The organism is Parapedomonas caeni (genome assembly GCF_041060555.1).
Taxonomy (GTDB): Bacteria; Pseudomonadota; Alphaproteobacteria; order Sphingomonadales; family Sphingomonadaceae; genus CAUJIW01.
Map to the genome: position 1 here is coordinate 54,532 of NZ_JBEUDS010000003.1, position 23,089 is coordinate 77,620.

Consider the following 23,089-nt stretch of genomic DNA (forward strand, 5'->3'; position numbering starts at 1 on the left):
CCCGCCGGCCGGCCGCCCGTTCCAGCCTAGCCGGCGAAGCGATTGCTCTTGGGGAAGCCCATCGGCGGCAGGCGGCCAGCCTGGGCGCGGCCGCCGACCCATTCGGCCAGGTTGGTCTCGGTGCGGGTGCGCCCGGACTCGCCGCCCATCGGCCATGACAGGCCGTTGGCGAGCGTGAAGCAGATCAGGTCTGACAGGCCGCCGTCCTTGTACTTCTGCAGCATGACGCCCTGACCGCCGGACAGTTCCGTCACCTCGGCGAGCGGGAAAATCAGCAGCTTGCGGTTCTCGCCGATCACCGCCACATGGTCGCCGCTGACCTCGGTGAAGATCCTGAGCTTCGCCTTGTCCTTGGGGCGCATCACCTGGCGGCCGTTCTTGGTCTGGGCCAGCACATTCTCCGCCGCGACGATGAAGCCGCGGCCGTCGGAGGAGGCCAGCAGATAGCGGGCGTCGGCCTTGTAGGGCAGCATGGCGACGATGTGGGCGTCGGCCTCCAGGTCGATCATCAGCCGCACCGGATCACCGAAGCCACGCCCGCCGGGAAGCTTGTCGGCGCCCAGGGTGAAGATGCGCCCGGAATCCGCCACCACCAGCAGCTTGTCGGTGGTCTGGGCGTGGAAGGCGAAGCGCGGGCCGTCGCCTTCCTTGAACTTCTGCTCGTCGGCCAGGTTCACATGGCCCTTCATGGCGCGGATCCAGCCCTTGTCCGAGCAGATGACGGTGATCGGCTCGCGCTCGATCATCGCTTCGAGCGGAATGGCCGGCATGTCGCGGGCAACGTCGAAGGTGGTGCGGCGCTTGCCGATCACGCTGTCCGGCCCGAACCGCTTCTTCAGGCCTTCGAGATCCTTCTTGATGCGTTTTGTCTGCCTGGCCGGGGAGGCCAGCAACGCCTGCAGTTCCGCCTGTTCGGCGCGCAGCGTCTCGTCCTCCTTGCGGATCTCGAACTCCTCCAGCTTGCGCAGCGAGCGCAGCCGCATGTTGAGGATGGCCTCCGCCTGACGGTCGGTGAGGTCGAAACGCGCCATCAGCACCGGCTTGGGCTCGTCCTCCTCGCGGATGATGCGGATCACCTCGTCGAGGTTGAGATAGGCGATGAGATAGCCGCCCAGCAGCTCCAGCCGGTCGGCGATTTTGCCAAGCCGGTACTCGGTGCGCTTGCGCAGTACGTCATACTGGTGATCAAGGAAGGCCTCCAGCACCTCCTTCAGGCTCATCACCCGCGGCACCCGATGCTTGTCGAGCACATTGAGGTTGAGCGGGAAGCGGATTTCGAGGTCGGTGAGCTTGAACAGGCTTTCGATCAGCACCGTCGGGTCGACGGTGCGCGACTTGGGCTCCAGCACCAGCCGGATCTGCTCGTCCGACTCGTCGCGGACATCCTCAAGAATCGGCAGCTTCTTGTCGTTGATGAGTCCGGCGATCGCCTCGATCAGCTTCGACTTCTGCACCTGGTAGGGGATTTCGGTGACGACGATCGCCCAGGTGCCACGGCCCAGCTCTTCCACCGTGTAACGGGCGCGCAGCCGGAAGCTGCCCCGGCCGGTCGCGTAGGAGTCGCGGATCGACGCCGGGCTTTCCACCAGCACGCCGCCGGTGGGGAAATCGGGGCCGGGAATCACCGCCACCAGGTCGTCGATGGTGGCCGCCGGGTTGTCGAGCAGCAGCGTCAGGCCGTCCACCAGTTCGCCGACATTGTGCGGCGGCACCGAGGTCGCCATGCCCACCGCGATGCCGGCGGCGCCATTGGCCAGCAGGTTGGGGAAGCCGCCGGGGAACACCTCCGGCTCTTCCTCCTCGCCATCATAGGTCGGGCGGAACGCAACACATTCCTCGTCCAGCCCGGCCATCATCTCGGCGGCGAAGGCGGTCAGCCGGGCCTCGGTGTAGCGCATGGCGGCGGCGTTATCGCCGTCGACGTTGCCGAAATTGCCCTGGCCGTCGATCAGCGGGTAGCGCACCGAGAAGGTCTGCGCCAGCCGCACCAGCGCGTCATAGACCGACTGGTCGCCGTGCGGGTGGTATTTACCGATGACGTCGCCGACAACGCGGGCACACTTCTTGTAGCCGGTGTTGGGGTCAAGCTTGAGCAGCCGCATCGCCCACAGCAGCCGCCGGTGCACGGGTTTGAGGCCGTCGCGCACATCCGGCAGCGAGCGGGCCATGATGGTGGACAGGGCATAGGTGAGGTAGCGCGTCGACAGCGCGTCGCCAAACGGCGCGTCGTGGATGCGGTCGGTCTCGGGCGGGGGGGCGGTCTCGGTCATGGCGCGACTTATAGCGTGCCCCCTGACGCTGCGCCACAGGGTCTAGTGGGCCACAGGGTCTAGTGGGCCACGGGGTCTAGTGGGCCACGGGGTCTAGTGGGTCGGTGGCGGCGTCAGCGGGTTTCCGCCTCGATCCAGCGCAGCAGCCGCTGGCGCGCCTCCAGCGACTCGGCGACGCGGCCGTGCAGGATGTCGCGTTCGATGAAGTGGCCGGTCAGCCGCAGGCCGTCGGCGATCTCGGGCCACGGCGCGATGTGGGTGCCCGCCCGGGCCAGGAAGCCGGGCAGCGGCAGCATCCGGTCGGCCCAGGGCAGGCCGGCCGCCCGGCTGACCGCCTGCGACGACTTGGGGCTGACGAAGGCCAGATCGTCGGTGGCGCCGGTCGCCACGCAGCAGCTGAGATCGAGCCCGAAGCCCAGCTCGCTCATCAGGATCAGCTCGTAGCGCACCAGCGCCGCGCACCAGGCGCGTGGATCCTCGGTGGCGCCCATCACCGTCAGCAGACCGGCCAGCGCGTCGTACAGCGCCGGGTAGGGGTGGCGCTCGGGCAGGGCGTGGGCCGTCAGCGCCGTCGACCACGCCAGCACGGCGGTGGACAGCCGCGAGCCCAGCATCAGCGGGCCGGCCGACTGGTCCAGCTCCAGGGTGACGTGGCCGAGCTGCGATTCGACCCGGGCGTGCCAGCGGGCGGAGATGCGGTTGCCGGGAATCAGCGCCGGTCGGGTCCGCCTGCCGCCGCCACCGCGCACATAGCCGGCCAGCAGGCCGGCGTCGGGGGTGAGCAGGCGCACGATGGCGCCCGCCTCGCCATGGGGCAGGGTCGCGCAGACGATCGCCGGGCCGGACCAGTGCATGGCGCCTGTTGTGACGCCGATGCCCCGCGGCGGCAAGTCCGCAACCCGCCGTGGCGGGGGCGTCAGTGAACCCGGAATTCGCCGCCGACGTAGCGCAGCTCGGCGGGCTGGATCAGGCTCGAATGCGCCAGCCGTACCGAATGCAGTGTCGCTTCGATGTGCTGCACCCAATGATCAAGGAAACGGTGAATGCGCGGAAAACGCGGCGCAAGATCAAGTGTCTGCCAGGTGAAGGACTGGAGAAAGTCAGGGTGGTCCGGCATCCAGTAGAGAATTTCCGCTGTAGCCAATGAATACCCACGCAAACGCAGTTCCAGATCGGAAAGTTCAGTTGCACGCGAAGCCATGACCATACTCCCTGCTCGATGACTAGTAATCCCTCCCCGGGTTCGGCCTGATTGGTCACCATGACCACCATCAGACTTGCCTGTATTTGTGATGTTGGCAAGAGTTTATGGATATTTTCTTAATCTTTTCATGGGTATTCGCACTCCCTTTTGCCGAGTGCTGACAGGGGATTCGTCACGGGTGGCTGGTCGGGCCGCGCCGTCGGGTCGTGCGCTTGACCGCCGAAGGCGAGCGTGGGAGGAAACGCGCCTGTTCGTCATTCCTGTCCGGGGACGGTTTTCATGCGTGCTGCTTGTCTCGCCACCTTCTGTCTGTCGCTGTTCGTCGTGCCGCCGGTGCTCGCGGCCGACGCGCCCGTCATCACGCCCGCCGGGATTGCCCGCCATGTCGAGGTGCTGGCCTCCGACGCCTTCGAGGGGCGCGCGCCGGCGACCCCGGGCGAGGACAAGACGGTGGCCTATCTCGCCGAGCAGTTCGCCAGGGCCGGTGCCAAACCCGGCGCCAGCGGCGGCTGGTTCCAGGATGTGCCGATGGTCACCCAGACCGTCGACCCCAGGGTGGCGCTGACGATCTCTGGTGCTGCCGCGCCGATCACGCTCGCCTACGGGACCGACATGGTGGTGTGGTCGAAGCGGGTGCGGCCCAAGGTCACGGTCGAGAACGCCGGACTGGTGTTCGTCGGCTACGGCATCAGCGCACCGGAGTGGGGCTGGGATGACTATGCCGGGGTGGACGTGCGCGGCAAGACGGTGGTCATCCTGGTCAACGATCCCGGCTACGCCACCGGTGACACCGGGCTCTTCAACGGCAAGGCGATGACCTATTACGGCCGCTGGACCTACAAGTTCGAGGAAGCCGCCCGCCGCGGTGCCGCCGCCGCGCTGATTGTCCACCAGACCGCGCCGGCGGCCTACCCGTGGGGCGTGGTGACGACGAGCTGGACCGGACCGCAGCGCGATGTCGCCCGCGCCGACGATGGCATGGACCGGGTAGCGGCCGAGGGATGGCTGACCGAGGCGGCCAGCCGCCGGCTGTTCCAGGCGGCGGGGCTTGACTTCGACGCCCTGACAAAAGCTGCCGCAACGCGCGGCTTCAAGGCGGTGCCGATGGCGTCGCTGGCGCTGTCGACGACGCTCGACAACCAGATTGCCCGCGCCAACTCGCGCAACGTCGTGGCGCTGGTGCCGGGCCGCAAACACGCTGACGAGTATGTGCTCTATACCGCGCACTGGGATCATCTCGGCCGTTGCACGCCGGACGCGACCGGTGATGATATCTGCAATGGCGCCGTCGACAACGCGACCGGCACCGCGGCGCTGATTGAGCTGGCGGCAGCGTTCACGAAGGCGAAGCCGGAGCGGTCGGTGGTGCTGCTGGCGGTCACCGGCGAGGAATCCGGCCTGCTGGGCTCGACCTACTATGCCGCCAACCCGATCTACCCGCTGGCGCGTACGGTGGCCGGCATCAACATGGATGCCCTGAGTACCATCGGCCGGACCCATGATGTCGTCGTGGTGGGCCACGGCAAGTCGGAGCTTGAGAACATCCTGCAGCAGTGGGCGGCCCGTCAGGGCCGCGTGGTGGTGCCGGAAGCGACGCCGGAGAACGGGGCCTTCTACCGCTCCGACCACTTCCCGTTCGCCAAGGCGGGGGTGCCGATGCTTTATGCGGAAGGCGGCATCGATGTGGTTGGCAAGGGTATCGAGTGGGGCAAGGCGCAGGTCGACCGCTATGTCGCCGACCATTACCACCAGCCTTCGGACGAATATTCGCCTGACATGGACCTCAGCGGCGCCGCCGAGGATGTCCAGTTGCTGTTCAATGTCGGAGCCGCCATCGCCAGCTCGCGGGACTGGCCGACGTGGCTGCCTTCGGCGGAGTTCGCCGCCGCCCGCGCCGCCTCACGCGCCGCCGCCGCCGGGGAGCGGAAGCAATGATGCTACGCCAGCCCGCCGAATGGATGCGCCACGGTGCCCTATGGTCGGCCTGGCCGAGTGCCGCCGACCTCTGGCAGGAGGACCTCGACGCCGCGCGCGCGGAGGTGGCGGCACTGTATGCCGCCATTGCCGACGTCGACCCGGCGACCGGCCAGCCGCGTGGCGAGGCGCTGAACATCCTGGTCCATGGCGACGAGGCGCGCGACAGTGCCGCGGTGGCGCTGGCGGGGCTGGGCGCGACGCTGATCGACATTCCCTTCGGTGACATCTGGCTGCGGGACACGGCGCCGATTTTCGTCGTCGATGACGCGCACCGGCTGGCGGCGGCGAGCTTCGGCTTCAACGGCTGGGGCGGCAAGTACGACCTGCCGCACGACGCCGGTGTGTCGCGGGCGATCGCCGCCGCCTCGGGGTTGCCGACCCATCGCTTCGACTGGGTGCTGGAGGGCGGCTCGATTGACGTCGACGGCGCCGGGCGGGGGCTCACCACCGAACAGTGCCTGCTCAACCGCAACCGCAACCCCGACCTCGACCGGGCGACCATCGAACGGTACCTCGCCGAGCAGCTGGGCGTCAGCGTGCCGGTATGGCTGGGCGAGGGGCTCGCCAACGACCATACCGACGGCCACATCGACAACCTCGCCCGCTTCGTGGCGCCGGGCGTCGCGGTGGTGCCGGAAGCCCGCGACAGTGACGATCCCAACACCGAGGTTTATCGGGACGCCCGCCAGCGCCTGCGGGCGGCGGGCCTTGAGGTGGTGACGGTGCCGTCGGTCGGCCGGCTGGAGAACGAGGACGGCGACGTGGTGCCGGCCTCCTACATGAACTTCTACATCGCCAACACCACGGTGGTGGTGCCAACCTATGGCAGCCGCTGGGACGACGCGGCGGTCGAGGCGATCGGCCGGCTCTTCCCCGGCAGGCGCGCGGTGGGCTGCCGGGCCAACGCCATCCTCACCGGCGGCGGCTCCTTCCATTGCATCACCCAGCAGGTACCGAGCCTGCCGCTGGAGGAAATCTGACCATGACCCGGACCATCAACGTCGCCGCGCTTCAGCTCGCCTTGAGTGACGACATGGACGCCAACATCAAGGCCGTCAGCCATCTGGTGCGCGAGGCGGCGGCGCGCGGCGCCCAGGTGATCCTGCCGCCTGAGCTGTTCCAGGGTCATTATTTCTGCAAGGACCAGCGCGAGGAGTTTTTCGCCCGCGCCTACCCGATCGCCGAACATCCGGCGGTGCGCGCCATGCAGGCGCTGGCACATGAACTGAAGGTCTATATCCCGACCTCGGTCTATGAGCGCGACGGTCATCACTACTACAACTCGCTGGCGATGATCGGCGACGAGGGCGAGCTGATGGGCGTCTATCGCAAGAGCCACATTCCCGACGGGCCGGGGTATCAGGAGAAATTCTATTTCCGCCCCGGCAACACCGGCTTCAAGGTGTGGCCGACCCGCCATGGCGTGATCGGCGTCGGCGTCTGCTGGGACCAGTGGTACCCCGAATGTGCCCGCGCGATGATGCTGATGGGGGCGGAAGTCCTGCTCTACCCGACCGCCATCGGCGCCGAGCCGCACGACCCGACCCTCGACACCCGCGACCTGTGGCAGCGGGCGCAGATCGGCCATGCGGTGTCCAACGTGGTGCCGGTGATCGCCGCCAACCGCATCGGCACCGAGGACGGTCAGCGCTTCTACGGCTGCTCGTTCATCGCCAGCCATCGCGGCGACAAGGTGGCCGAGTTCGGCGACAGCGAGACCGGCGTCTTGTCGGCCAGCTTCGATCTCGACCTGATCCAGCGCCACCGCTTCGCCTTCGGCTTCTTCCGTGACCGGCGGCCGGACCTCTACGGCCGGCTGGCCGAGGATATCTGACAAGCGGCCGGAGAGCCGGCGCGACCGGCGGTGGGCTGGCGGCGGGGCGGCTGCGACATCGTGTCGGTGTCGTAAAAAATTCACACGCATGAGGCGAGCGGCCGCTGGTCGCAAACGCGCTGTTAACCCTTGTGCCGATAGGGTTCCCGCGCCGGTCGCAAAGCGTGGAGTCGATAATGCTGCTCAGGGTCAATCTGCAAATCCGACTGATCGTCTCGTTTGCCATTTTCGCCTTGAGCACCGTGCTCGTTGGCGCCATTGCCCACTTCCATCTGGCGGGTGATTCGCTGGCGGCGCATGCGCCATCGCTGCTCGCTCGCCTGCTGACCTCCGGCGTGCTGGGGGATGCCAGGACGCAGGTGCTGGTGGCGAGCCTGGGGTCGATCGTGCTCGCGGTGGTCGGCAGTTTCTGGTGCACCTGGTATATCACCCGACCGCTCAACCGGATCAGCAAGCAGCTGGTCGAGCTGGGCGCCGGCAACTACGCCATCGAGCCCGACGGCCTCGACCGGCATGACGAGATCGGCCACCTCGCGCAGGCCTTCCAGATGTTCAAGCGCAAGTTGCTGGAGCAGCAGGCGATGGAAGCCGAGCAGCGCCGGCTGACCGAGGAGCGGCTGGAGATGGAGCGTCGCGCCGCGGAGCATGAGGCGGCACTGGCCGCCGAGCGGCTGCGCCAGCAGGACGCCGACCTTGAGGCCGCACGTGCCAGCGAGGCCCGGGCCGCGCGACTGGCCGACCTGGTGGCGGATTTCGAAATCCATGTCGGTTCGGTGCTTGATGCGCTGCACGCCTCCGGTGGCACGCTCAAGCAGACCGCCGACACCATGAGCAGCACCGTCGATGCCACGCACGAACGGGCGTCGGCGGTATCGGCGGCGTCGCTGCAGGCGACCAACAATGTCCAGGCGGTCGCGGCCGCCGCGGAAGAGATGACGGCCTCGATCGGCGAAATCCACCGGCAGATTCTCACCTCCAAGACCATTGCCGACGAAGCGGCGGTGGAAGCCGGCGAGACCAACGCCCGCATGGGCGAACTGGCCCGTGTGGCCGCCCAGGTCGGCGAGATCGTCGAGCTGATCAATGCCATCGCCGAGCAGACCAACCTGCTGGCGCTCAACGCCACCATCGAGGCGGCGCGGGCCGGCGAGGCCGGCAAGGGCTTCGCGGTGGTTGCCAGCGAGGTCAAGGCGCTCGCCAACCAGACGGCGCATGCCACCGATCAGATTGGCGAGAAGATCGGCGCCATGCAGAGCGAGACCCAGGCGGCGGCGGCGACCATTGCCCGCGTCGTCGACACCATCCAGCGGATGACCGAGATCGCCAGCGACATCGCCGGCGCGATGGAGGAGCAGGACGCCACCACCCGCGAGATCGCGGCGTCGGTTTCACAGGCTGCCCAAGGCACCAACGAGGTGGCGACCAACATCGAGGGCGTCACCGACGCCGCGGTGCAGACCGCCATGGCGTCCGCCGATGTCGGCCAGGCGTCCGACACCGTGATCCGCCAGGCCGAGGACTTGCGCCAGAAGGTGGAAAGCTTCCTTGGTGGTGTCCGCGCCGCCTGAGCGCCGTCAGCCGCATTTGAATGTCTTGCGGCTCAGCCGCGGTCAAACTTTCGGCTGAGGATGATCGACGACATGGTTTCCCGCACGCCCTCGATGGCGCGCACCTGGTCCAGCGCGGCATCGAGATCCCGCGTCGTGGCGGCGGCCATCTCGGCGATCAGGTCGTAGGGGCCGCTGACCGACAGCAGCGAGGCCACGGCGTCGATCTTCTTCAGCCGGGCTTCCACCGCCGCCTGCGCCTGTGGCGCGATGCCGATCAGCACATGCGCGCGCACCCGGTTGTCGCTGGCGCCGACGCGCGCCGAATAGCCGGTGATGACGCCGCTCTGCTCCAGCCGTTCGAGGCGGGCCTGGACGGTGGACCGGGCGACACCCAGCTTGCGGGCGAGCTGGGCGGTGGGTGCCCGGGCGTTCTGCACCAGCAACTGGATCAGGCGGGCATCGAGGCTGTCTTCACTCATATCGCCGAAACACTGGTCAAAATGACTGGCAATGTCGAGCATTTTGTGCAGCATTCCACTCCACATCGGCCAGAAATTTCGGGAGATTGCAGGTCCATTCAGATTTTCGGAGAAGACCATGCGTGACATTCTGGTTGTGGGTGCCGGCAACATCGGCGACATGATCGCCGCCCTGCTGCTGCCGACCGGCGACTACCGGGTGACCATTGCCGATCGCGCCGAGGCGGCGCTGGATCGCATGACGCCACAGGAAGGCCTGAGCAAGCTGGTGCTGGACGCCACCGACCCGGTGGCGCTGGCCGCCGCGCTGAAGGACAAGTTCGCGGTCATTTCCGCTGCCCCCTACCACATCACGGCGCACATCGCCCGCGCGGCCTACGCGGCGGGCATCCACTACCTCGACCCCACCGAGGACGTTGCCTCGACCAAGATCGTCAAGGAACTGTCGGCCACCGCCAGGGCGGCGCTGATCCCGCAATGTGGCCTGGCGCCGGGCTTCATCGCCATTGTCGGCAAGCACCTCGCCGACACCTTCTCGGAGCTGGACACGCTGCGCCTGCGGGTCGGCGCGCTGCCGCGCTTCCCGACCAACAGCCTGACCTACAACCTCACCTGGTCGACAGAGGGTGTGATCAACGAATATTGCGAGCCGTGCGAGGCGATCGTCGAGGGGCGGCACATGCTGGTGCCGGCGCTGGAGAACATGGACCATTTCTCGCTCGACGGCGTGAACTTCGAGGCATTCAACACCTCCGGCGGCCTTGGTACGCTGGGCGAGACGCTGGACGGCAAGGTGCGCAACCTCAGCTACCAGACCATCCGCTACCCCGGCCACCGCGACATCATGAAGACGCTGATCCAGGATCTGCGGCTGGGCCAGAACCGCGCCCTGTTCAAGCAGGTGCTGGAAAACGCGGTGCCGGTGACCGAACAGGACGTGGTGGTGATCTTCGTCACCGCGACCGGCAAGCGGGCCGGCAAGCTGATGCAGGAAAGCTACGCCAACCGCATCTACCCGCGCACCATCGGCGGCAAGACCTGGGCGGCGATCCAGGTGACCACCGCCAGCGCCATCTGCGCGGTGCTCGACATGCTGGCCGACGGCGCGCTGCCGCAGAAGGGCTTTGTCCGCCAGGAGCAGATTCCGCTTGATGCCTTCCTCGCCAACCGCTTCGGCAAGGCATACGCCGCTTGAACGGCAATCTGCCCGGCGCCGCTTGAACGGCAATCTGCCCGGCGCCGCGTGAGCGGCAATCTTCCAGGCGCTGCCTGATCGATCTCCGTCCGGAAAACTGAAACGCCGGCGTCAGCGACGCCGGCGTTTTTTTACGCGGTCTCTGGCCCGGGCCGGTTACTTCAGGCCGAGCGCATCGACCACCGCCTGCCAGGAGACCAGCTTGAAGTTCTGCGGCTGGGGCGCGTTGTCGCCATCCTGGGCAACGAACAGGCCGCCGGGGAAGTCGGGGCCAAAATCGCCGGCCATCAGCGCGATGCCGTCGGTCTCGGACGTGCCATCGACGCCAGCGCCGTTGTCGACAATGCGGAAGCGGCCGACATAGGCGCCATCGGCAAGGCCGTAAAGGGTGTAGGCGTTGTCGCCCTGGCTGGAGACCACCAGATAGCCGCGGCCGTCGCTGCCGGGCGCCAGCGCCAGACCCTCGACATCGGCGACCAGTTGCGCGCCGTCGGCCTTGGCGAACAGACGGCCTTCGGTGGGAGCGTCGGCGCCGGTGCTGAACGCCCACACACCGACATTTTCCTCGCCAACGTAAAGCGTGCCTGACGCGGTGTCGACGACGCAGCCCTCCACCTGCGAGGGCACTTTCATGCTGCGGACGACCCGGCCCGTTGGCGTGGCGCCCCCGAGATCCAGCGCGATCTGGTTGATGGTGCCGTCCTTGATGGCGGCGAAGGCATGGACGGTGTCGCTGCCCGGCAGCTGCGCGAGGCACAGGCCGTAGGACTCGCCGTCACCGGCGGCGACGATCCCCAGCGGCGTCAATGCGGCGGTGGCGGGATCAAGCGTGTAGAGCGCCAGCTTGGCGTTCTTCTCGTCGTTGCGGTCGGACGCGACCACCAGGATGGCGCTCTGGCCCTTCACCATCACGCCATCGAGCAGGTCGACGTTGTTGACCCGCCCGGCCTGGATGAAGAACTTGTCGGCGCCATCAAGGCCATAGACATGCAGCCCGGCCTTCTTGTCGGTGGCGACGATCAGGCTGGCGGCGGGATTGGCGGCGTTGCGCCAGATCGCCGGATCATCGGCGGCGTCGTCCCTGGTGGCGACAGCGGCGGTCTCGCGCACCGCCTTGACCTCGGCGGTCGGCACGCTGGCGGCCGGCGTCGGGTTGCCGGAGCAGCCCGCCAGCAGCAGTGCCCCCAGGGCGGATGCCAGCAGCGTCGGGGCCAGTGGTGTCGAGGGGTGGCGGGGGGCAAGATGCGTCATGATCGGTTCCTGTCTGTTACGCCTGCGCTGCTAGCAATGGCGCATGACACTTACGTTGCATCACGATGACGAAATGGCGACAGGGGGAGTGTCCGCAGGAGGTTGCCCGGCGAGGAGCCCGGCCAGCATGTGTCTCGCCGTGGCCGCGACGATGGCTCGGCGTTGCCCGCTGAGGGCGTTCCACTCCAGGAAGGCCAGCGAGATCGGCGCTTCACGGGTGAACGCCGACAGCGCCGCCACCAGCATCAGCGCCCCGGTGCGCTCGTCCTCGCCGCCGGCCGGGGTGCCGCGCGCCACCGCCAGCAGGTCGGCGACCAGCCCGAGGCCCGGCCGCCACAGTTCATCGTAGAGCAGGGTGTAGCCCGGTCCCTGTTCGCTCATTTCGCGCAGTACGAAATCAGTGCTCAGTCGCTGCCCCGCATCGGCGGTGATCGCGCCAAGGAGGGCGTCGATGATGCGCTCCAGCCAGGCGCGGGCGTCATCCGGTGTCAGCGTCCCGGCATCGGCGGCGATACGGGCCCTGGCGACCAGCGGCAGCAGCAGGCGGCGATGCTGCTCGACGATTTCCCGGGCGCAGGCGCGGTGCAGCCCGTCCTTGTTGCCGAAATGATAGGCGATGACCGGCAGGGTGACCCCCGCCTCGGCCGCGATCATCCGCGTGGTGGCGCCGGTGAAGCCCTCGCGCGCGAAGCAGCGCATGCCGGCCTCCAGGATGCGGCCGGCGGTGGATTCGGGAGCAGTGGACTCGAGAGTCTTGAACTCGCGGGTCGTGGCTTCATGGGCCCTGTGAGGCGTGACAGGTTCGGCGGTCATGGCATCGCCATAGCAGCAAAGTCGGTTGCGGCGTACCCTATCACATGATAGCCACCCTATATCAAGCGATAGGGGGGTGCCGTCATGAACGTGCAGGTGGGCGACGCTGGCTCGGGTGAAGCAGGTTCGCCGCATGGCGGCTCGGGCGATGAAGGCCTGCGACAGGCCGCGCGCCGCGCCGCCGCGAAGGAGTGGATCGTCGATTATCGCCATCCGACGGGCGAGCCGGCGCTGCTGGCACCCGATTCCGTGCAGTGGCGGGTATTCCGCAACCCCATCGCCATGGCCGTGGGCGGGGTCGCCGCCGTGCTGCTGGAGTTCGCCGATGCTCGCATACGCTCGGGCGTGTGGGAGCACTCGGTCTATCCGGTCGACCCGATCGGCCGCTCGCGCCGCACCGGCATCGCCGCGATGGTGGGCGTTTATGGCCCGGAGTCGATGGCCCGCAAGGTGATCGCCGGCGTCACCCGGATGCACGCCAAGGTGGCCGGACGAACGCCCAGCGGCACGGCCTACCAGGCGCTTGACCCGGTGCTGCTCAACTGGGTCCATGCCACGGCGGCCTATGGCTTCCTCAAGGCCTATCACACCTTCGTCAAGCCGGTGTCGGCGGTGGACCAGCAGCGCTTCTTCGCCGAGGGCGAGCCGGTGGGGCGCCTTTACGGCGTCACCCGGTCGGCGCGCTCCGAGGCCGATTTCCTCGACATGATGAACGAACTGCTGCCCGACTTCGAGCCGCACCCGATCAATCTGGAATTTCTCGATATCATCGCCTCCGGCAAGGCGGCGCCCACCGTGCCGCGTTTCCTGCACCGGGCGCTGGCGCGCGGCGCGGTGTCGATCCTGCCGCCGGTTGTGCGCGCGCGGCTGGAACTGGGGCCGGAATGGTCACTGACCACGCTCGATCGGATCGCGCTCAAGGCGGCGGGCTGGCTGGCGGAGACTCGTCGTGACCGGCAGTCGCCGGCGTGGGCGGCGGCGGAACGGCTGGGCTTGCCGGGCGAGTTCTCCTGGCTGTCGCCGGCGGAGCAGGCGCGGGTGCTGAAAGCGCGTCGTCCGGTGCCGGCGGCGGCACAGGCGGCCTGAGCCCAGCGGGAATCGGGACAGGCCGGAACCGGCACAGGCGGGAAGGCGCGCGGATCAGTAGTGTTCGGGGACGTAATCGTCCTCGATCAGGTCCATGAACTTGGTGGTTTCCTTGCGGAACAGCACGTTGACGGTGCCGGTGGCGCCGTGGCGCTGCTTGGCCACCAGCACTTCGGCGCGGCCCCTGATGCGTTCGCCCTTTTCCATCCACTTGATGAACTTTTCCGAGCCTTCCTCCGGCTTCTTCTGGGCGTGGTAATATTCCTCGCGGAACACGAACAGCACGATGTCGGCGTCCTGCTCGATGGAGCCCGATTCACGCAGGTCGGAAAGCTGCGGCCGCTTGTCCTCGCGGGATTCGACGGCGCGGGACAGCTGGGACAGCGCGATCACCGGCACTTCCAGTTCTTTCGCCAGCATTTTCAGGCCACGGGTGATCTCCGAGAGCTCCTGCACGCGGTTGGCTTCCCCACCCTTGCCGGAGCCGGCGAGCAGCTGGAGATAGTCCACCACCACCATGCCGATCTGCTTCTGGCGTTTGAGCCGGCGGGCGCGGGTGCGCAGCGCGGCGATGGTCAGGCCGGCGGTGTCGTCGATGTACAGCGGCAGATCTTCCAGGTCCTGGGCGGCGCGGGCGAGCTTGAGGAACTCGTCATGGCTGATCTTGCCCATGCGCAGCAGTTCGCCGGAGATGCCGCTTTCCTCGGCCAGCAGACGGGTGGCGAGCTGGTCGGCCGACATTTCAAGGCTGAAGAAGGCCACCGCCGCGCCGGTCGACTGCTCCAGCGGGATGCCGGCGTCGCGGTCCTGCTTTGCCCGCAGCGCCGCCGCGAACGCGATGTTGGTGGCCAGCGCGGTCTTGCCCATGCCGGGGCGGCCGGCGAGGATGATGAGGTCGGACTTGTGCAGGCCACCCATCTTCTCGTTGAGGCTGGTGAGGCCGGTGGTGACGCCCGACAGCGAGCCGCCGGACTTGCGGGCGCGCTCGGCCATCTCCACCGCCAGCTGGGCGGCGCGGGCGAAATCCTTGACGCCGGACGACACCTCGCCCTGCTCGGCGACACGGTAAAGAGCGATTTCGGCTTCCTGGATTTGCCCTTGCGGGTCGATCTCCTGGCTGGTGTCGGTGGCCTGCTCGACCATGGTGCGGCCGACCCGGATCAGCTCGCGCAGGATGGCGAGGTCATAGATCTGGGTGGCGAAGTCGCGCGCGCCGAACAGGGCGGCGGTGTTGGCGGCGAGCTGGCCGAGATAGGCCGGGCCGCCCAGCTCCGCCATCGCCTCGTCGGCGGTGAACAGGGGTTTGAGCGTCACCGGGTTGGCGACCAGGTTGCGATCCACCGTGCGCAGGATGGCGGTGTAGATGCGCCCGTGCAGCGCCTCGTGGAAATGCTCCGGCCGCAGCTTGATCTGCACGTCCTCGACCAGCCGGTTGTCGATCAGCAGGGCGCCGAGCAGCGCCTGCTCGGCCTCCAGGTTGTGGGGCAGGGCGGTCGCCTCGATCGGCGATGATGACAGGGCAGGGACGGGTGCAAGGGCCATAGGGGGAGGGAGAATGATCGAGCCGGCCGCCGCGCGCAACGGCCCTTAGACGGCGCGGGGCACATCAGCGGGGGATGACCATGTGGATGGGGTGTGGATAAGTCGGCGCGTACCGGGCCGTCACGAGGGGGGTGGCGCCCGCAACGGAAAACGCCGCCCGAGTGGTCCCGGGCGGCGCTTTTCGTCGGTGCGACGGCTGTGGCTCACGCCTCGCTGTCGGCAGCCTCTTCGGCCTCGTCGGAAGCCTCGGCGGCGGGCGCCGCTTCCTCTTCTTCCTCGTCCTCGTCGACCAGCTTGGTGACGTCGACGCCCTTGGCCTGCAGCGCGGCCTCCTCATTGGAGCGGGCGACGTTGACGGTCACCGTCTCGGCGACTTCCGGGTGCAGGACAACGCGCACGGCGTGCAGCCCCAGCACCTTGATCGGCTTGTCGAGCACCACCTGCGACTTCACCACGGTGACGCCCTCGGTGGACAGCGCCTCGGCGATGTCGCGGCTGGCGACCGAACCGTACAGCTGGCCGCTGTCGCCGGCCTGGCGGATCAGAACGACGGTCTTGCCGGCGATCTTGCCCGCGTTGGCGCTGGCGGCCTCGCGCTTTTTCTGGTTGTCGGCCTCGATCTGCGCGCGCTGTGCCTCGAACAGCTTCTTGTTCTCCGCGCTGGCCCGCAGCGCCTTGCGCTTGGGCAGCAGGAAGTTGCGGGCATAGCCGGCCTTCACGGAGACGACGTCGCCGATGTTGCCGAGCTTCTCGACACGTTCCAGCAGGATGATATCCATGGGATGCTCTCCTTACTGCACGAGGTAGGGCAGGAGGCCGATGTGGCGCGCCCGCTTGATCGCCTGCGACAGCTCACGCTGCTTCTTGGCGGAGACGGCGGTGATGCGGCTCGGCACGATCTTGCCACGCTCGGAAATGAAGCCCTGGAGCAGGCGCACGTCCTTGTAGTCGATCTTCGGCGCATTCTTGGCCGAGAACGGGCAGCTCTTGCGGCGACGGAAAAATGGTTTGGCCATCGTTGAAGCCCTCCTTAGTGACGCGGGCCACGGCGTTCGCCGCGGTCACCACGATCTCCGCGATCCCCGCGCTCGCCCCGTTCCGGGCGATCGCCACGCTCGCCACGCTCACCGCGCTCGCCACGATCATGCTTGCGCATCATCGCCGACGGACCGGCGTCGAGTTCCTCCACGCGCACGGTCAGGAAACGCAGGATGTCCTCGCTCAGCGACACGTTGCGCTCCAGCTCGGCGACGGCCGGTGCCGGGGCGTCCACGTTCAGCATGACGTAGTGGGCCTTGCGGTTCTTCTTGATGCGGTAGGCGATCGACTTCAGACCCCAGTATTCGGTCTTGGTCACCTTGCCGCCCTGGGCTTCGATGATCTTGGTGAACTGGTCGGCAAGACCATCGACCTGGGCGGTCGCGAGATCCTGGCGTGCCAGAAACACATGCTCGTACAACGGCATGGGCTTATTTCTCCTCCATGGCCGATCGCTGACGACGGGCAATCCGTCGCCCCTCCGGCTTTGTGCGGGATGTTGCGCTTTACAAAAGCACGTGGCGGGAAACCGGCTGGTTCCCCGCCACGCGGCGCTTCCATGCCTCAGGCGAGGCGAAATTGCAAGCCGATTAGCGCTTGGTGCTGGCGTACAGCGACCACAGACCGGCGAGGTCCGCATAGGCGGTGCCGGCCGGAATCTTCTTGAAGGTCTCGCGGGCCGCCGGGGTGTTGCCGGCGCGAACCTGGGCGATGCCGAGGTTGATCAGCGCTTCCGGCTTGGTGCCGGCCTTGGCGAAGGCGCTGGCGGCGGCCTGGTGATTGGCCAGGCTGGTGTAGACCATGCCTGCCTTCATCAGGTCGGTCGGGTTGGCGGAGCTGGCCAGCTTGGTGACGCTGGTGGCGTTGGTCTGCGCCATGCCGGACATCCGGGTCATCAGGCTCTGGACGCGGGCGTCGTTGGGCAGGGCCTTGGCGGCGATGCCCTGTTCCAGCACCTTCTTGCCGAGACCCGGCGCGCCATTGATGGTGGCCAGCTGGGAGAACTCGTCATAGTCAGGGCCGGACTTGAGGTTGCCGGTTTCCATCATCAGCTGGAACAGCGCCAGCTTGGCCTGGCCGCCCATCGGTTCGTTCTTCAGGTTGTAGAGCAGCGAGCTCCAGTTGGCCGGCGACGGGTCGGCCTTGATCAGCCGCTCCAGCGTCTTCATGTACTCGTCCTTCTGGCCCATCTTGTACTGGGCGGCGGCGAGGCCTTCCAGCCACTCCTTGCGGGTGCCCTTGGCCAGCAGTTTCTTGTAGGCGTCGGCGGCCTTGGCCGGCTGGTTCATCTTCACATAGGACTGGGCGACGATCAGCTGCATGTCCGGGCTGCCGCTCTTGCTGGCGGCCTTGATCGCTGCCTGATAGTTGCCGGCCTGGTAATAGAGCGGCGCGACCTGGTTCGGGCCGGCGCCGATGCTTTCCAGTTCCTTGGCGGCGGCCCCGTAGTTGCGGCCGACGGTGTAGACATAGGCCGCGGCCTCGGCGACCTTCTTCTTCTCGAAGTCGCTCTTCACGGCGGCGCGGGCGGCCTGGATCTTGGCGCCAGCGGCGGCGGCATTCCCCTTCTTCGCCAGTGCAACCGCTTCCTGCAGCGGCTTGCCGACGGCCTGGCTCACGGTCTGTGCCGCGGCCGGGGCGGCGGAGAAGGCCAGGGGCGTCGCGGCGGCCAGGGCCAGGGACAGAACAAAACTGGAAACTCGGGACATTCAAACCTCGTCAGTCAGGCGGTTGTTCGCAGCAGAACCGATCAGCGATGCGCGCGGCTCCACCAGGCGGCTGGAATCGGGGACGAAACATAGCAGCAGAGCAAGCAAGGCAAAGTGAAATCTTCGATAAGCCGTGGCTTGTGCGGGGCCGGCCGACCATCATTTCGCGCCGGTTCCCACGGAGTGACATGCCGATGCCGCCTTGCGGGGCGGTGACTCGGCGCTATAACCCGCCGGGAGTTTTTCAAGGAGGCGGTTGATGGCGCGCGCATTCGTGTTTCCGGGGCAGGGCAGTCAGGCGGTGGGCATGGGCAAGGCCCTCCACGACGCCAGCGGTACGGCCCGCGAGGTGTTCCAGGAGGTCGATGACGCCCTGGGCTTCGCGCTGTCGCGGCTGATGTTCGAGGGGCCGGCCGAGACCCTGACGCTGACCGAGAACGCCCAGCCGGCGATCATGGCGGTGTCGGTCGCTGTTGTCCGGGTGCTGGAGATCGATGGCGGCATCAGGCTCGCCGACAAGGCTGATTATGTCGCTGGTCACAGCCTGGGCGAATATTCCGCCCTGTGCGCCGCCGGCAGCCTGCAGCTGGCGGACACCGCGCGGCTGCTGAAACTGCGCGGCCAGGCGATGCAGGCGGCGGTGCCGGTGGGCGAGGGCGCCATGGCGGCGCTGCTGGGCCTCGACCTCGCCGACGCCCGGGCGGTCGCCGCGGCAGCGGCACAGGGAGATGTCTGCGCCTGCGCCAATGACAACGCGCCCGGCCAGGTGGTGGTCTCGGGCGCCAGGGCGGCGGTCGAGCGGGCGATCGAGCTGGCCAAGGAAAAGGGTGCCAAGCGCTCGATCCTGCTGCCGGTGTCGGCCCCCTTCCATTGCCCGCTGATGCAGCCGGCGGCCGACAAGATGGCCGAGGCGCTGGCGACGGCGGCCATCCGCGCGCCGTTCGTGCCGGTGATCGCCAATGTCACCGCCGGGCCGGTGACGGCGCCGGACGACATCCGCCGACTGCTGGTGGAACAGGTGACCGGCATGGTGCGCTGGCGTGAAAGCGTCGAGGCGATGGTGGCGCTGGGCGTCGACAGCTTCGTCGAGTGCGGCGCCGGCAAGGTGCTGGCCGGCCTCATCAAGCGCATCAACCGCGACGCGACCACGCTTAACGCCGAGACGCTGGACGACATCGAGGCGCTCGCCAAGGTGCTCTGAGGTCGCGGCGCTCGGCCACCCCCGCCGGCCCCTGCCGGTGACCCGTCGCCCCGGTGCTGAATCGCCGCCGCTTGCCGCGCGGTGGCGGCTGGTCTATGGCCCGGCACAACGACGCGGTCTTGCCAGAACGTCCGCGACCCCTCGGGAATAATGGAGGAACCATGTTCGATCTCAGCGGTATGAAGGCACTGGTCACCGGTGCATCCGGCGGCCTGGGCAGCGCCATTGCCAGGGCTCTCGCGGCGCAGGGCGCGCGGGTCGCGGTGTCCGGCACCCGCATGGATGCCTTGACCGGCATTGCCGCCGAACTGGGCAACGAGCCGGTTATCCTGCCGTGCAATCTTGCCGACGCGGCGTCGGTGGAGGCGCTGGTGCCGGCGGCGGTCGAGCAGCTGGGTGGCCTCGACATTCTGGTCAACAACGCCGGCATCACCCGCGACACCCTGGCGCTGCGGATGAAGGACGAGGACTGGGCGACCGTGGTGCAGGTCAATCTGGAAGCGGCGTTCCGGCTGAGTCGGGCGGCGCTGAAGCCGATGATGAAGGCGCGCTTCGGGCGGATCATTTCGATCACCTCGATCGTCGGCGTCACCGGCAACCCCGGTCAGGCCAACTATGCCGCGTCCAAGGCCGGTCTGATCGGCATGTCGAAGAGCCTGGCGGCGGAAGTCGCCAGCCGGGGCGTGACGGTCAACTGCGTGGCGCCCGGTTTCATCGCCTCGCCCATGACCGACGTGCTGTCGGATGACCAGAAGGGCAAGCTGCTGGACAAGATTCCCGCCGGCAAACTGGGCGAGGGCGCCGACATCGGCGCGGCGGTGGCCTATCTCGCCAGCCGCGAGGCCGCCTACGTCACCGGACAGACCCTGCACGTCAATGGCGGCATGGCGATGATCTGAGCCCGCAGCCGCCGTTTCGGGCGATCGTCGCTGAACGGTGAGGCGCGCAGGCGGGACATCTCGCAGTTTTTGGACTTGTCAGGGCTCACGGGGCAGATTAGTGCGAGCCTTCGAAGGTCGTGGGATCATTCCCCGCCAACGGAACAACACGGATAAAGGGACGAGCGAGATGAGCGATATCGCTGAACGCGTTAAGAAGATCGTTGTGGAGCACCTGGGCGTCGATGCCGCCAAGGTGACCGAGACCGCAAGCTTCATCGACGATCTGGGCGCGGACAGCCTGGATACCGTGGAGCTGGTCATGGCTTTCGAGGAAGAGTTCGGCGTGGAAATCCCGGACGATGCCGCTGAAAAGATCCTGACGGTGAAGGACGCCATCGACTTCATCCAGGCCAACGGCAACTGATCTCGCTGGTCACGGGCTTCGTGGCCTAGCCGATACGACGGCCCTCCAGGACCAATGGGGGGCCGTTCTTGTATAGCGTCCACAGTCCGGCACGGTATCGTGTCCGGACCGATGATATGAGGGAGGCGGAGAGATGCGTCGTGTAGTCGTCACCGGATTGGGCATGGTGACTCCGCTGGGCGCCGACGTGGCGACCACCTGGTCGAACCTGATCGCCGGCAAGTCCGGCGCCGGGCCCATCACGCACTTCGATGCCAGCAATTACGCCTGCCGTATTGCCTGCGAGGTCAAGCGCGGCGATGGCTCCGATGGAACCTTCGACCCTGGCAAGCGCGTTGATCACAAGATCCAGCGCCAGGTCGATCCGTTCATCGTGTTCGGCATCGACGCCGCCGGTCAGGCGATCGAGGATGCCGGCATCGAGGACCTCGACGAGGAGACCCGCCTGCGCGCCGGTGTGCTGATTGGCTCCGGCATCGGTGGCCTGCCGGGCATCGAGAAGGAATCGGTGAACCTGTTCCAGAATGGCCCGCGCCGGGTCAGCCCGCACTTCGTCCATGGCCGGCTGATCAACCTGGTCTCCGGCCAGGTGTCGATCAAATATGGCCTGAAGGGCCCCAACCACGCTGTCGTCACCGCCTGTTCGACCGGCGCGCACGCCATCGGCGACGCCGCTCGCCTGATCATGTGGGACGATGCCGACATCATGGTGGCCGGCGGCGCGGAAGCGACCATCTGTCCGATCGGCATCGCCGGCTTCAGCCAGGCCAAGGCGCTGTCCACCGCCTTCAACGACGAACCGACCCGCGCCTCGCGCCCCTACGATGTCGCCCGCGACGGTTTCGTGATGGGCGAGGGCGCCGGCTGCGTCGTGCTGGAGGAGTATGAACACGCCAAGAGGCGCGGCGCCAAGATCTACGCCGAGGTTATCGGCTACGGCCTGTCGGGCGACGCCTACCATGTGACGGCGCCGGCCTCCGACGGCAATGGCGGCTTCCGCTCGATGCAGATGGCGCTCAAGCGGGCCGGCCTCAATCCCGAGGACATCGACTATGTCAACGCCCACGGCACCTCGACGCCGCTGGGCGACGAGATCGAACTGGGCGCGGTGAAGCGGCTGTTCGGGTCGGCGATCGAGACGGTGTCGATGTCGTCGACCAAGTCGGCGGTCGGGCATCTGCTGGGCGCCGCCGGCGCGGTGGAGGCGATCTTCTCCATTCTCGCCATGCGTGACCAGATCGTGCCACCGACGCTGAACCTTGAAAACCCGTCCGAATCCTGCCTCGGTGTCGACCTGGTGCCGCTCAAGGCCAAGGAACGCAAGGTGCGCGCCGTGCTGTCCAACAGCTTCGGCTTCGGTGGCACCAACGCCACGGTCATCCTCAGGGCGCTCTGACGGTCGTGACGCCGAGCCCGCGCCGGGTCGCGCTGATCATCGCTGCCGCTGGCCTCCTGCTGGCGGCGGCGGTCACCGGCTGGTTCGGCTGGCAACGCTACCAATGGTCGGCGGCCGGGCCCGCGCCGGCCGAGATCACCGTCTTCGTCGAACCGGGGTCGTCGCTGACCGCCGCTGCCCGCGCGCTGGAGAAATCGGGCGTGATCGCCTCGACCACCCGGTTCCTGCGGCTGGCGCGCCGGTTTGGCGGCGACAGGTCGATCCAGGCCGGTGAATACGCGTTCCCGGCCCATGCCAGCATGGCCGAAGTGCTCGACCTGATGCAGCAGGGCCGCGTGCTGCTGCACAAGGTGACACTGGTCGAGGGCATGAGCGCGCTGCAGCTTTACGAACGGCTGCTGGCGGAGCCTCTGCTGACCGGCGATGTCGCCATCCCCGAGGAAGGCACGCTGCTGCCCGATACCTACACCTTCAGCCGGGGCGAGAGCCGGGCGGCGGTGCTGGCCCGGATGCAGTCGGCGATGGAAGCGACACTGGCGGAGCTGTGGGGCAGGCGGGCCCCTGGCCTGCCGTTCGCCACGCCACGGGAGGCGGTGACGTTGGCCTCCATCGTCGAGAAGGAAACCTCGAAGAAGGAAGAACTGACTGAAGTCGCCGGGGTTTATATCAATCGGCTGCGGCTGGGCATGAAGTTGCAGGCCGACCCGACGGTGATCTACCCGATCACCCGGGGCAAGCCGCTGGGGCGTCGGATCCGGCTGTCCGAGTTGCGGGCGGACAACGACTACAACACCTATGTCATCACCGGCCTGCCGGCGGGGCCGATCGCCAATCCCAGCCGGCGCTCGCTGGCCGCCGTGCTCAATCCCGCCAAGACCGACAACCTGTATTTCGTCGCCGACGGTTCCGGCGGCCATGTGTTCGCGCCCGATCTGGACACGCACAACCGCAATGTCGCGCGCTGGCGCCAGTTCCGCGCCGAGCAGGGCATCTAGGGACGTGCTCAAGCGCTCGGTGACCATCGCCGGCCATCGCACCAGCCTCAGTCTGGAACCGGTGTTCTGGGACGCCCTGGTGGCCGCTGCCAGCACCGAGGGCAAATCGCTCAACCAGCTTGTCGGCGAGATCGACGAGGCACGGACCACCAACCTGTCGAGCGCGATACGGGTGTGGCTCTACGAGCGGGCACGCTCTGGCCGATAGACCGCGGGCACGCTCTGGCCGATAGACCGCGGGCAC

Annotated in this window: 23 protein-coding genes; 12 read left to right on the forward strand and 11 right to left on the reverse strand. The window is 67.6% G+C overall.

Going from position 1 to position 23,089, the window contains the following annotated elements:
* Nucleotides 1-26 precede the first annotated feature (26 nt).
* The 3 genes from parC to ABU113_RS03395 form a co-directional block, all read right to left on the reverse strand.
* Nucleotides 27-2,270 carry a DNA topoisomerase IV subunit A gene (gene parC, locus ABU113_RS03385; protein WP_454558071.1) on the reverse strand — a complete coding sequence of 748 codons (2,244 nt, stop codon included), beginning with the start codon at nucleotides 2,268-2,270 and terminating at the stop codon, nucleotides 27-29.
* A 113-nt stretch (nucleotides 2,271-2,383) separates the two neighbouring features.
* On the reverse strand, nucleotides 2,384-3,124 hold the full coding sequence (gene recO, locus ABU113_RS03390; protein ID WP_454558072.1) for a DNA repair protein RecO: 741 nt from the start codon (nucleotides 3,122-3,124) through the stop codon (nucleotides 2,384-2,386).
* Nucleotides 3,125-3,186: 62 nt separating this feature from the next.
* On the reverse strand, nucleotides 3,187-3,471 hold the full coding sequence (locus ABU113_RS03395; protein WP_454558073.1) for an usg protein: 285 nt from the start codon (nucleotides 3,469-3,471) through the stop codon (nucleotides 3,187-3,189).
* Between the two features lie 282 nt (nucleotides 3,472-3,753).
* On the opposite strand from ABU113_RS03395, the gene ABU113_RS03400 reads away from it, so the two are divergent.
* The 4 genes from ABU113_RS03400 (at nucleotide 3,754) to ABU113_RS03415 (ending at nucleotide 8,853) form a co-directional block, all read left to right on the forward strand.
* Nucleotides 3,754-5,409 (forward strand): M28 family metallopeptidase, encoded by a 1,656-nt coding sequence (locus ABU113_RS03400; RefSeq protein ID WP_454558074.1) that lies wholly within the window; start codon nucleotides 3,754-3,756, stop codon nucleotides 5,407-5,409.
* Entirely contained in the window at nucleotides 5,406-6,431 is a 1,026-nt protein-coding gene (locus ABU113_RS03405) for an agmatine deiminase family protein (protein WP_454558075.1), read from the forward strand. Before ABU113_RS03400 ends, ABU113_RS03405 begins: the two co-directional genes overlap by 4 nt.
* Before the next feature lie 2 nt (nucleotides 6,432-6,433).
* On the forward strand, nucleotides 6,434-7,285 hold the full coding sequence (gene aguB, locus ABU113_RS03410; RefSeq protein ID WP_454558076.1) for an N-carbamoylputrescine amidase: 852 nt from the start codon (nucleotides 6,434-6,436) through the stop codon (nucleotides 7,283-7,285).
* Between the two features lie 176 nt (nucleotides 7,286-7,461).
* A complete protein-coding gene (locus ABU113_RS03415; RefSeq protein WP_454558077.1) occupies nucleotides 7,462-8,853 on the forward strand; it encodes a methyl-accepting chemotaxis protein in 1,392 nt (463 codons plus the stop codon).
* Nucleotides 8,854-8,885: 32 nt separating this feature from the next.
* Here ABU113_RS03415 and ABU113_RS03420 read toward each other — a convergent pair whose 3' ends face one another.
* On the reverse strand, nucleotides 8,886-9,314 hold the full coding sequence (locus ABU113_RS03420; RefSeq protein ID WP_454558078.1) for an Lrp/AsnC family transcriptional regulator: 429 nt from the start codon (nucleotides 9,312-9,314) through the stop codon (nucleotides 8,886-8,888).
* Nucleotides 9,315-9,432: 118 nt separating this feature from the next.
* Between ABU113_RS03420 and ABU113_RS03425 the strand changes: the two genes are divergently transcribed.
* Nucleotides 9,433-10,509 (forward strand): saccharopine dehydrogenase family protein, encoded by a 1,077-nt coding sequence (locus ABU113_RS03425; protein WP_454558079.1) that lies wholly within the window; start codon nucleotides 9,433-9,435, stop codon nucleotides 10,507-10,509.
* Nucleotides 10,510-10,665: 156 nt separating this feature from the next.
* Here the strand turns inward: ABU113_RS03425 and ABU113_RS03430 are convergent, their stop codons facing one another.
* Both ABU113_RS03430 and ABU113_RS03435 read right to left on the reverse strand, forming a co-directional pair.
* On the reverse strand, nucleotides 10,666-11,760 hold the full coding sequence (locus tag ABU113_RS03430) for a phytase (RefSeq protein WP_454558080.1): 1,095 nt from the start codon (nucleotides 11,758-11,760) through the stop codon (nucleotides 10,666-10,668).
* A gap of 60 nt (nucleotides 11,761-11,820) precedes the next feature.
* Entirely contained in the window at nucleotides 11,821-12,573 is a 753-nt protein-coding gene (locus tag ABU113_RS03435; protein WP_454558081.1) for a TetR/AcrR family transcriptional regulator, read from the reverse strand.
* Between the two features lie 84 nt (nucleotides 12,574-12,657).
* On the opposite strand from ABU113_RS03435, the gene ABU113_RS03440 reads away from it, so the two are divergent.
* Complete coding sequence (locus tag ABU113_RS03440) at nucleotides 12,658-13,659, forward strand: oxygenase MpaB family protein (RefSeq protein WP_454558082.1); 1,002 nt, start codon at nucleotides 12,658-12,660, stop codon at nucleotides 13,657-13,659.
* Between the two features lie 54 nt (nucleotides 13,660-13,713).
* On the opposite strand, the gene ABU113_RS03445 is transcribed toward ABU113_RS03440, so the two are convergent.
* The 5 genes from ABU113_RS03445 to ABU113_RS03465 all read right to left on the reverse strand — a co-directional run bounded on the left by ABU113_RS03445 (nucleotide 13,714) and on the right by ABU113_RS03465 (nucleotide 17,948).
* Nucleotides 13,714-15,201 carry a replicative DNA helicase gene (locus tag ABU113_RS03445; RefSeq protein WP_454558083.1) on the reverse strand — a complete coding sequence of 496 codons (1,488 nt, stop codon included), beginning with the start codon at nucleotides 15,199-15,201 and terminating at the stop codon, nucleotides 13,714-13,716.
* A gap of 203 nt (nucleotides 15,202-15,404) precedes the next feature.
* Nucleotides 15,405-15,980: a 50S ribosomal protein L9 gene (rplI, locus tag ABU113_RS03450; RefSeq protein WP_454558084.1), complete on the reverse strand. Its 576-nt coding sequence runs from the start codon at nucleotides 15,978-15,980 to the stop codon at nucleotides 15,405-15,407.
* A 12-nt stretch (nucleotides 15,981-15,992) separates the two neighbouring features.
* Nucleotides 15,993-16,217: a 30S ribosomal protein S18 gene (rpsR, locus tag ABU113_RS03455; RefSeq protein ID WP_454558085.1), complete on the reverse strand. Its 225-nt coding sequence runs from the start codon at nucleotides 16,215-16,217 to the stop codon at nucleotides 15,993-15,995.
* A 14-nt stretch (nucleotides 16,218-16,231) separates the two neighbouring features.
* Nucleotides 16,232-16,666, reverse strand: coding sequence for a 30S ribosomal protein S6 (rpsF, locus tag ABU113_RS03460; RefSeq protein ID WP_454558086.1), 435 nt, complete (start codon nucleotides 16,664-16,666; stop codon nucleotides 16,232-16,234).
* Nucleotides 16,667-16,829: 163 nt separating this feature from the next.
* Nucleotides 16,830-17,948, reverse strand: coding sequence for a tetratricopeptide repeat protein (locus tag ABU113_RS03465; protein ID WP_454558087.1), 1,119 nt, complete (start codon nucleotides 17,946-17,948; stop codon nucleotides 16,830-16,832).
* A gap of 259 nt (nucleotides 17,949-18,207) precedes the next feature.
* Here ABU113_RS03465 and fabD point away from each other — a divergent pair, with 259 nt between their 5' ends.
* The 6 genes from fabD to ABU113_RS03495 all read left to right on the forward strand — a co-directional run bounded on the left by fabD (nucleotide 18,208) and on the right by ABU113_RS03495 (nucleotide 23,053).
* Complete coding sequence (gene fabD / locus ABU113_RS03470) at nucleotides 18,208-19,149, forward strand: ACP S-malonyltransferase (RefSeq protein ID WP_454558088.1); 942 nt, start codon at nucleotides 18,208-18,210, stop codon at nucleotides 19,147-19,149.
* 161 nt (nucleotides 19,150-19,310) lie between these two features.
* On the forward strand, nucleotides 19,311-20,048 hold the full coding sequence (gene fabG / locus ABU113_RS03475; protein WP_454558089.1) for a 3-oxoacyl-[acyl-carrier-protein] reductase: 738 nt from the start codon (nucleotides 19,311-19,313) through the stop codon (nucleotides 20,046-20,048).
* 169 nt (nucleotides 20,049-20,217) lie between these two features.
* On the forward strand, nucleotides 20,218-20,454 hold the full coding sequence (locus tag ABU113_RS03480) for an acyl carrier protein (RefSeq protein WP_454558090.1): 237 nt from the start codon (nucleotides 20,218-20,220) through the stop codon (nucleotides 20,452-20,454).
* A gap of 133 nt (nucleotides 20,455-20,587) precedes the next feature.
* Nucleotides 20,588-21,850, forward strand: a complete 1,263-nt coding sequence (gene fabF, locus ABU113_RS03485; protein ID WP_454558091.1) for a beta-ketoacyl-ACP synthase II — start codon at nucleotides 20,588-20,590, stop codon at nucleotides 21,848-21,850.
* Between the two features lie 5 nt (nucleotides 21,851-21,855).
* Nucleotides 21,856-22,845 carry an endolytic transglycosylase MltG gene (mltG, locus tag ABU113_RS03490; RefSeq protein WP_454558092.1) on the forward strand — a complete coding sequence of 330 codons (990 nt, stop codon included), beginning with the start codon at nucleotides 21,856-21,858 and terminating at the stop codon, nucleotides 22,843-22,845.
* On the forward strand, nucleotides 22,802-23,053 hold the full coding sequence (locus ABU113_RS03495) for a ribbon-helix-helix domain-containing protein (RefSeq protein WP_454558093.1): 252 nt from the start codon (nucleotides 22,802-22,804) through the stop codon (nucleotides 23,051-23,053). The genes mltG and ABU113_RS03495 overlap by 44 nt, the downstream gene beginning before the upstream one ends.
* The last annotated feature ends 36 nt before the right edge of the window (nucleotides 23,054-23,089 follow it).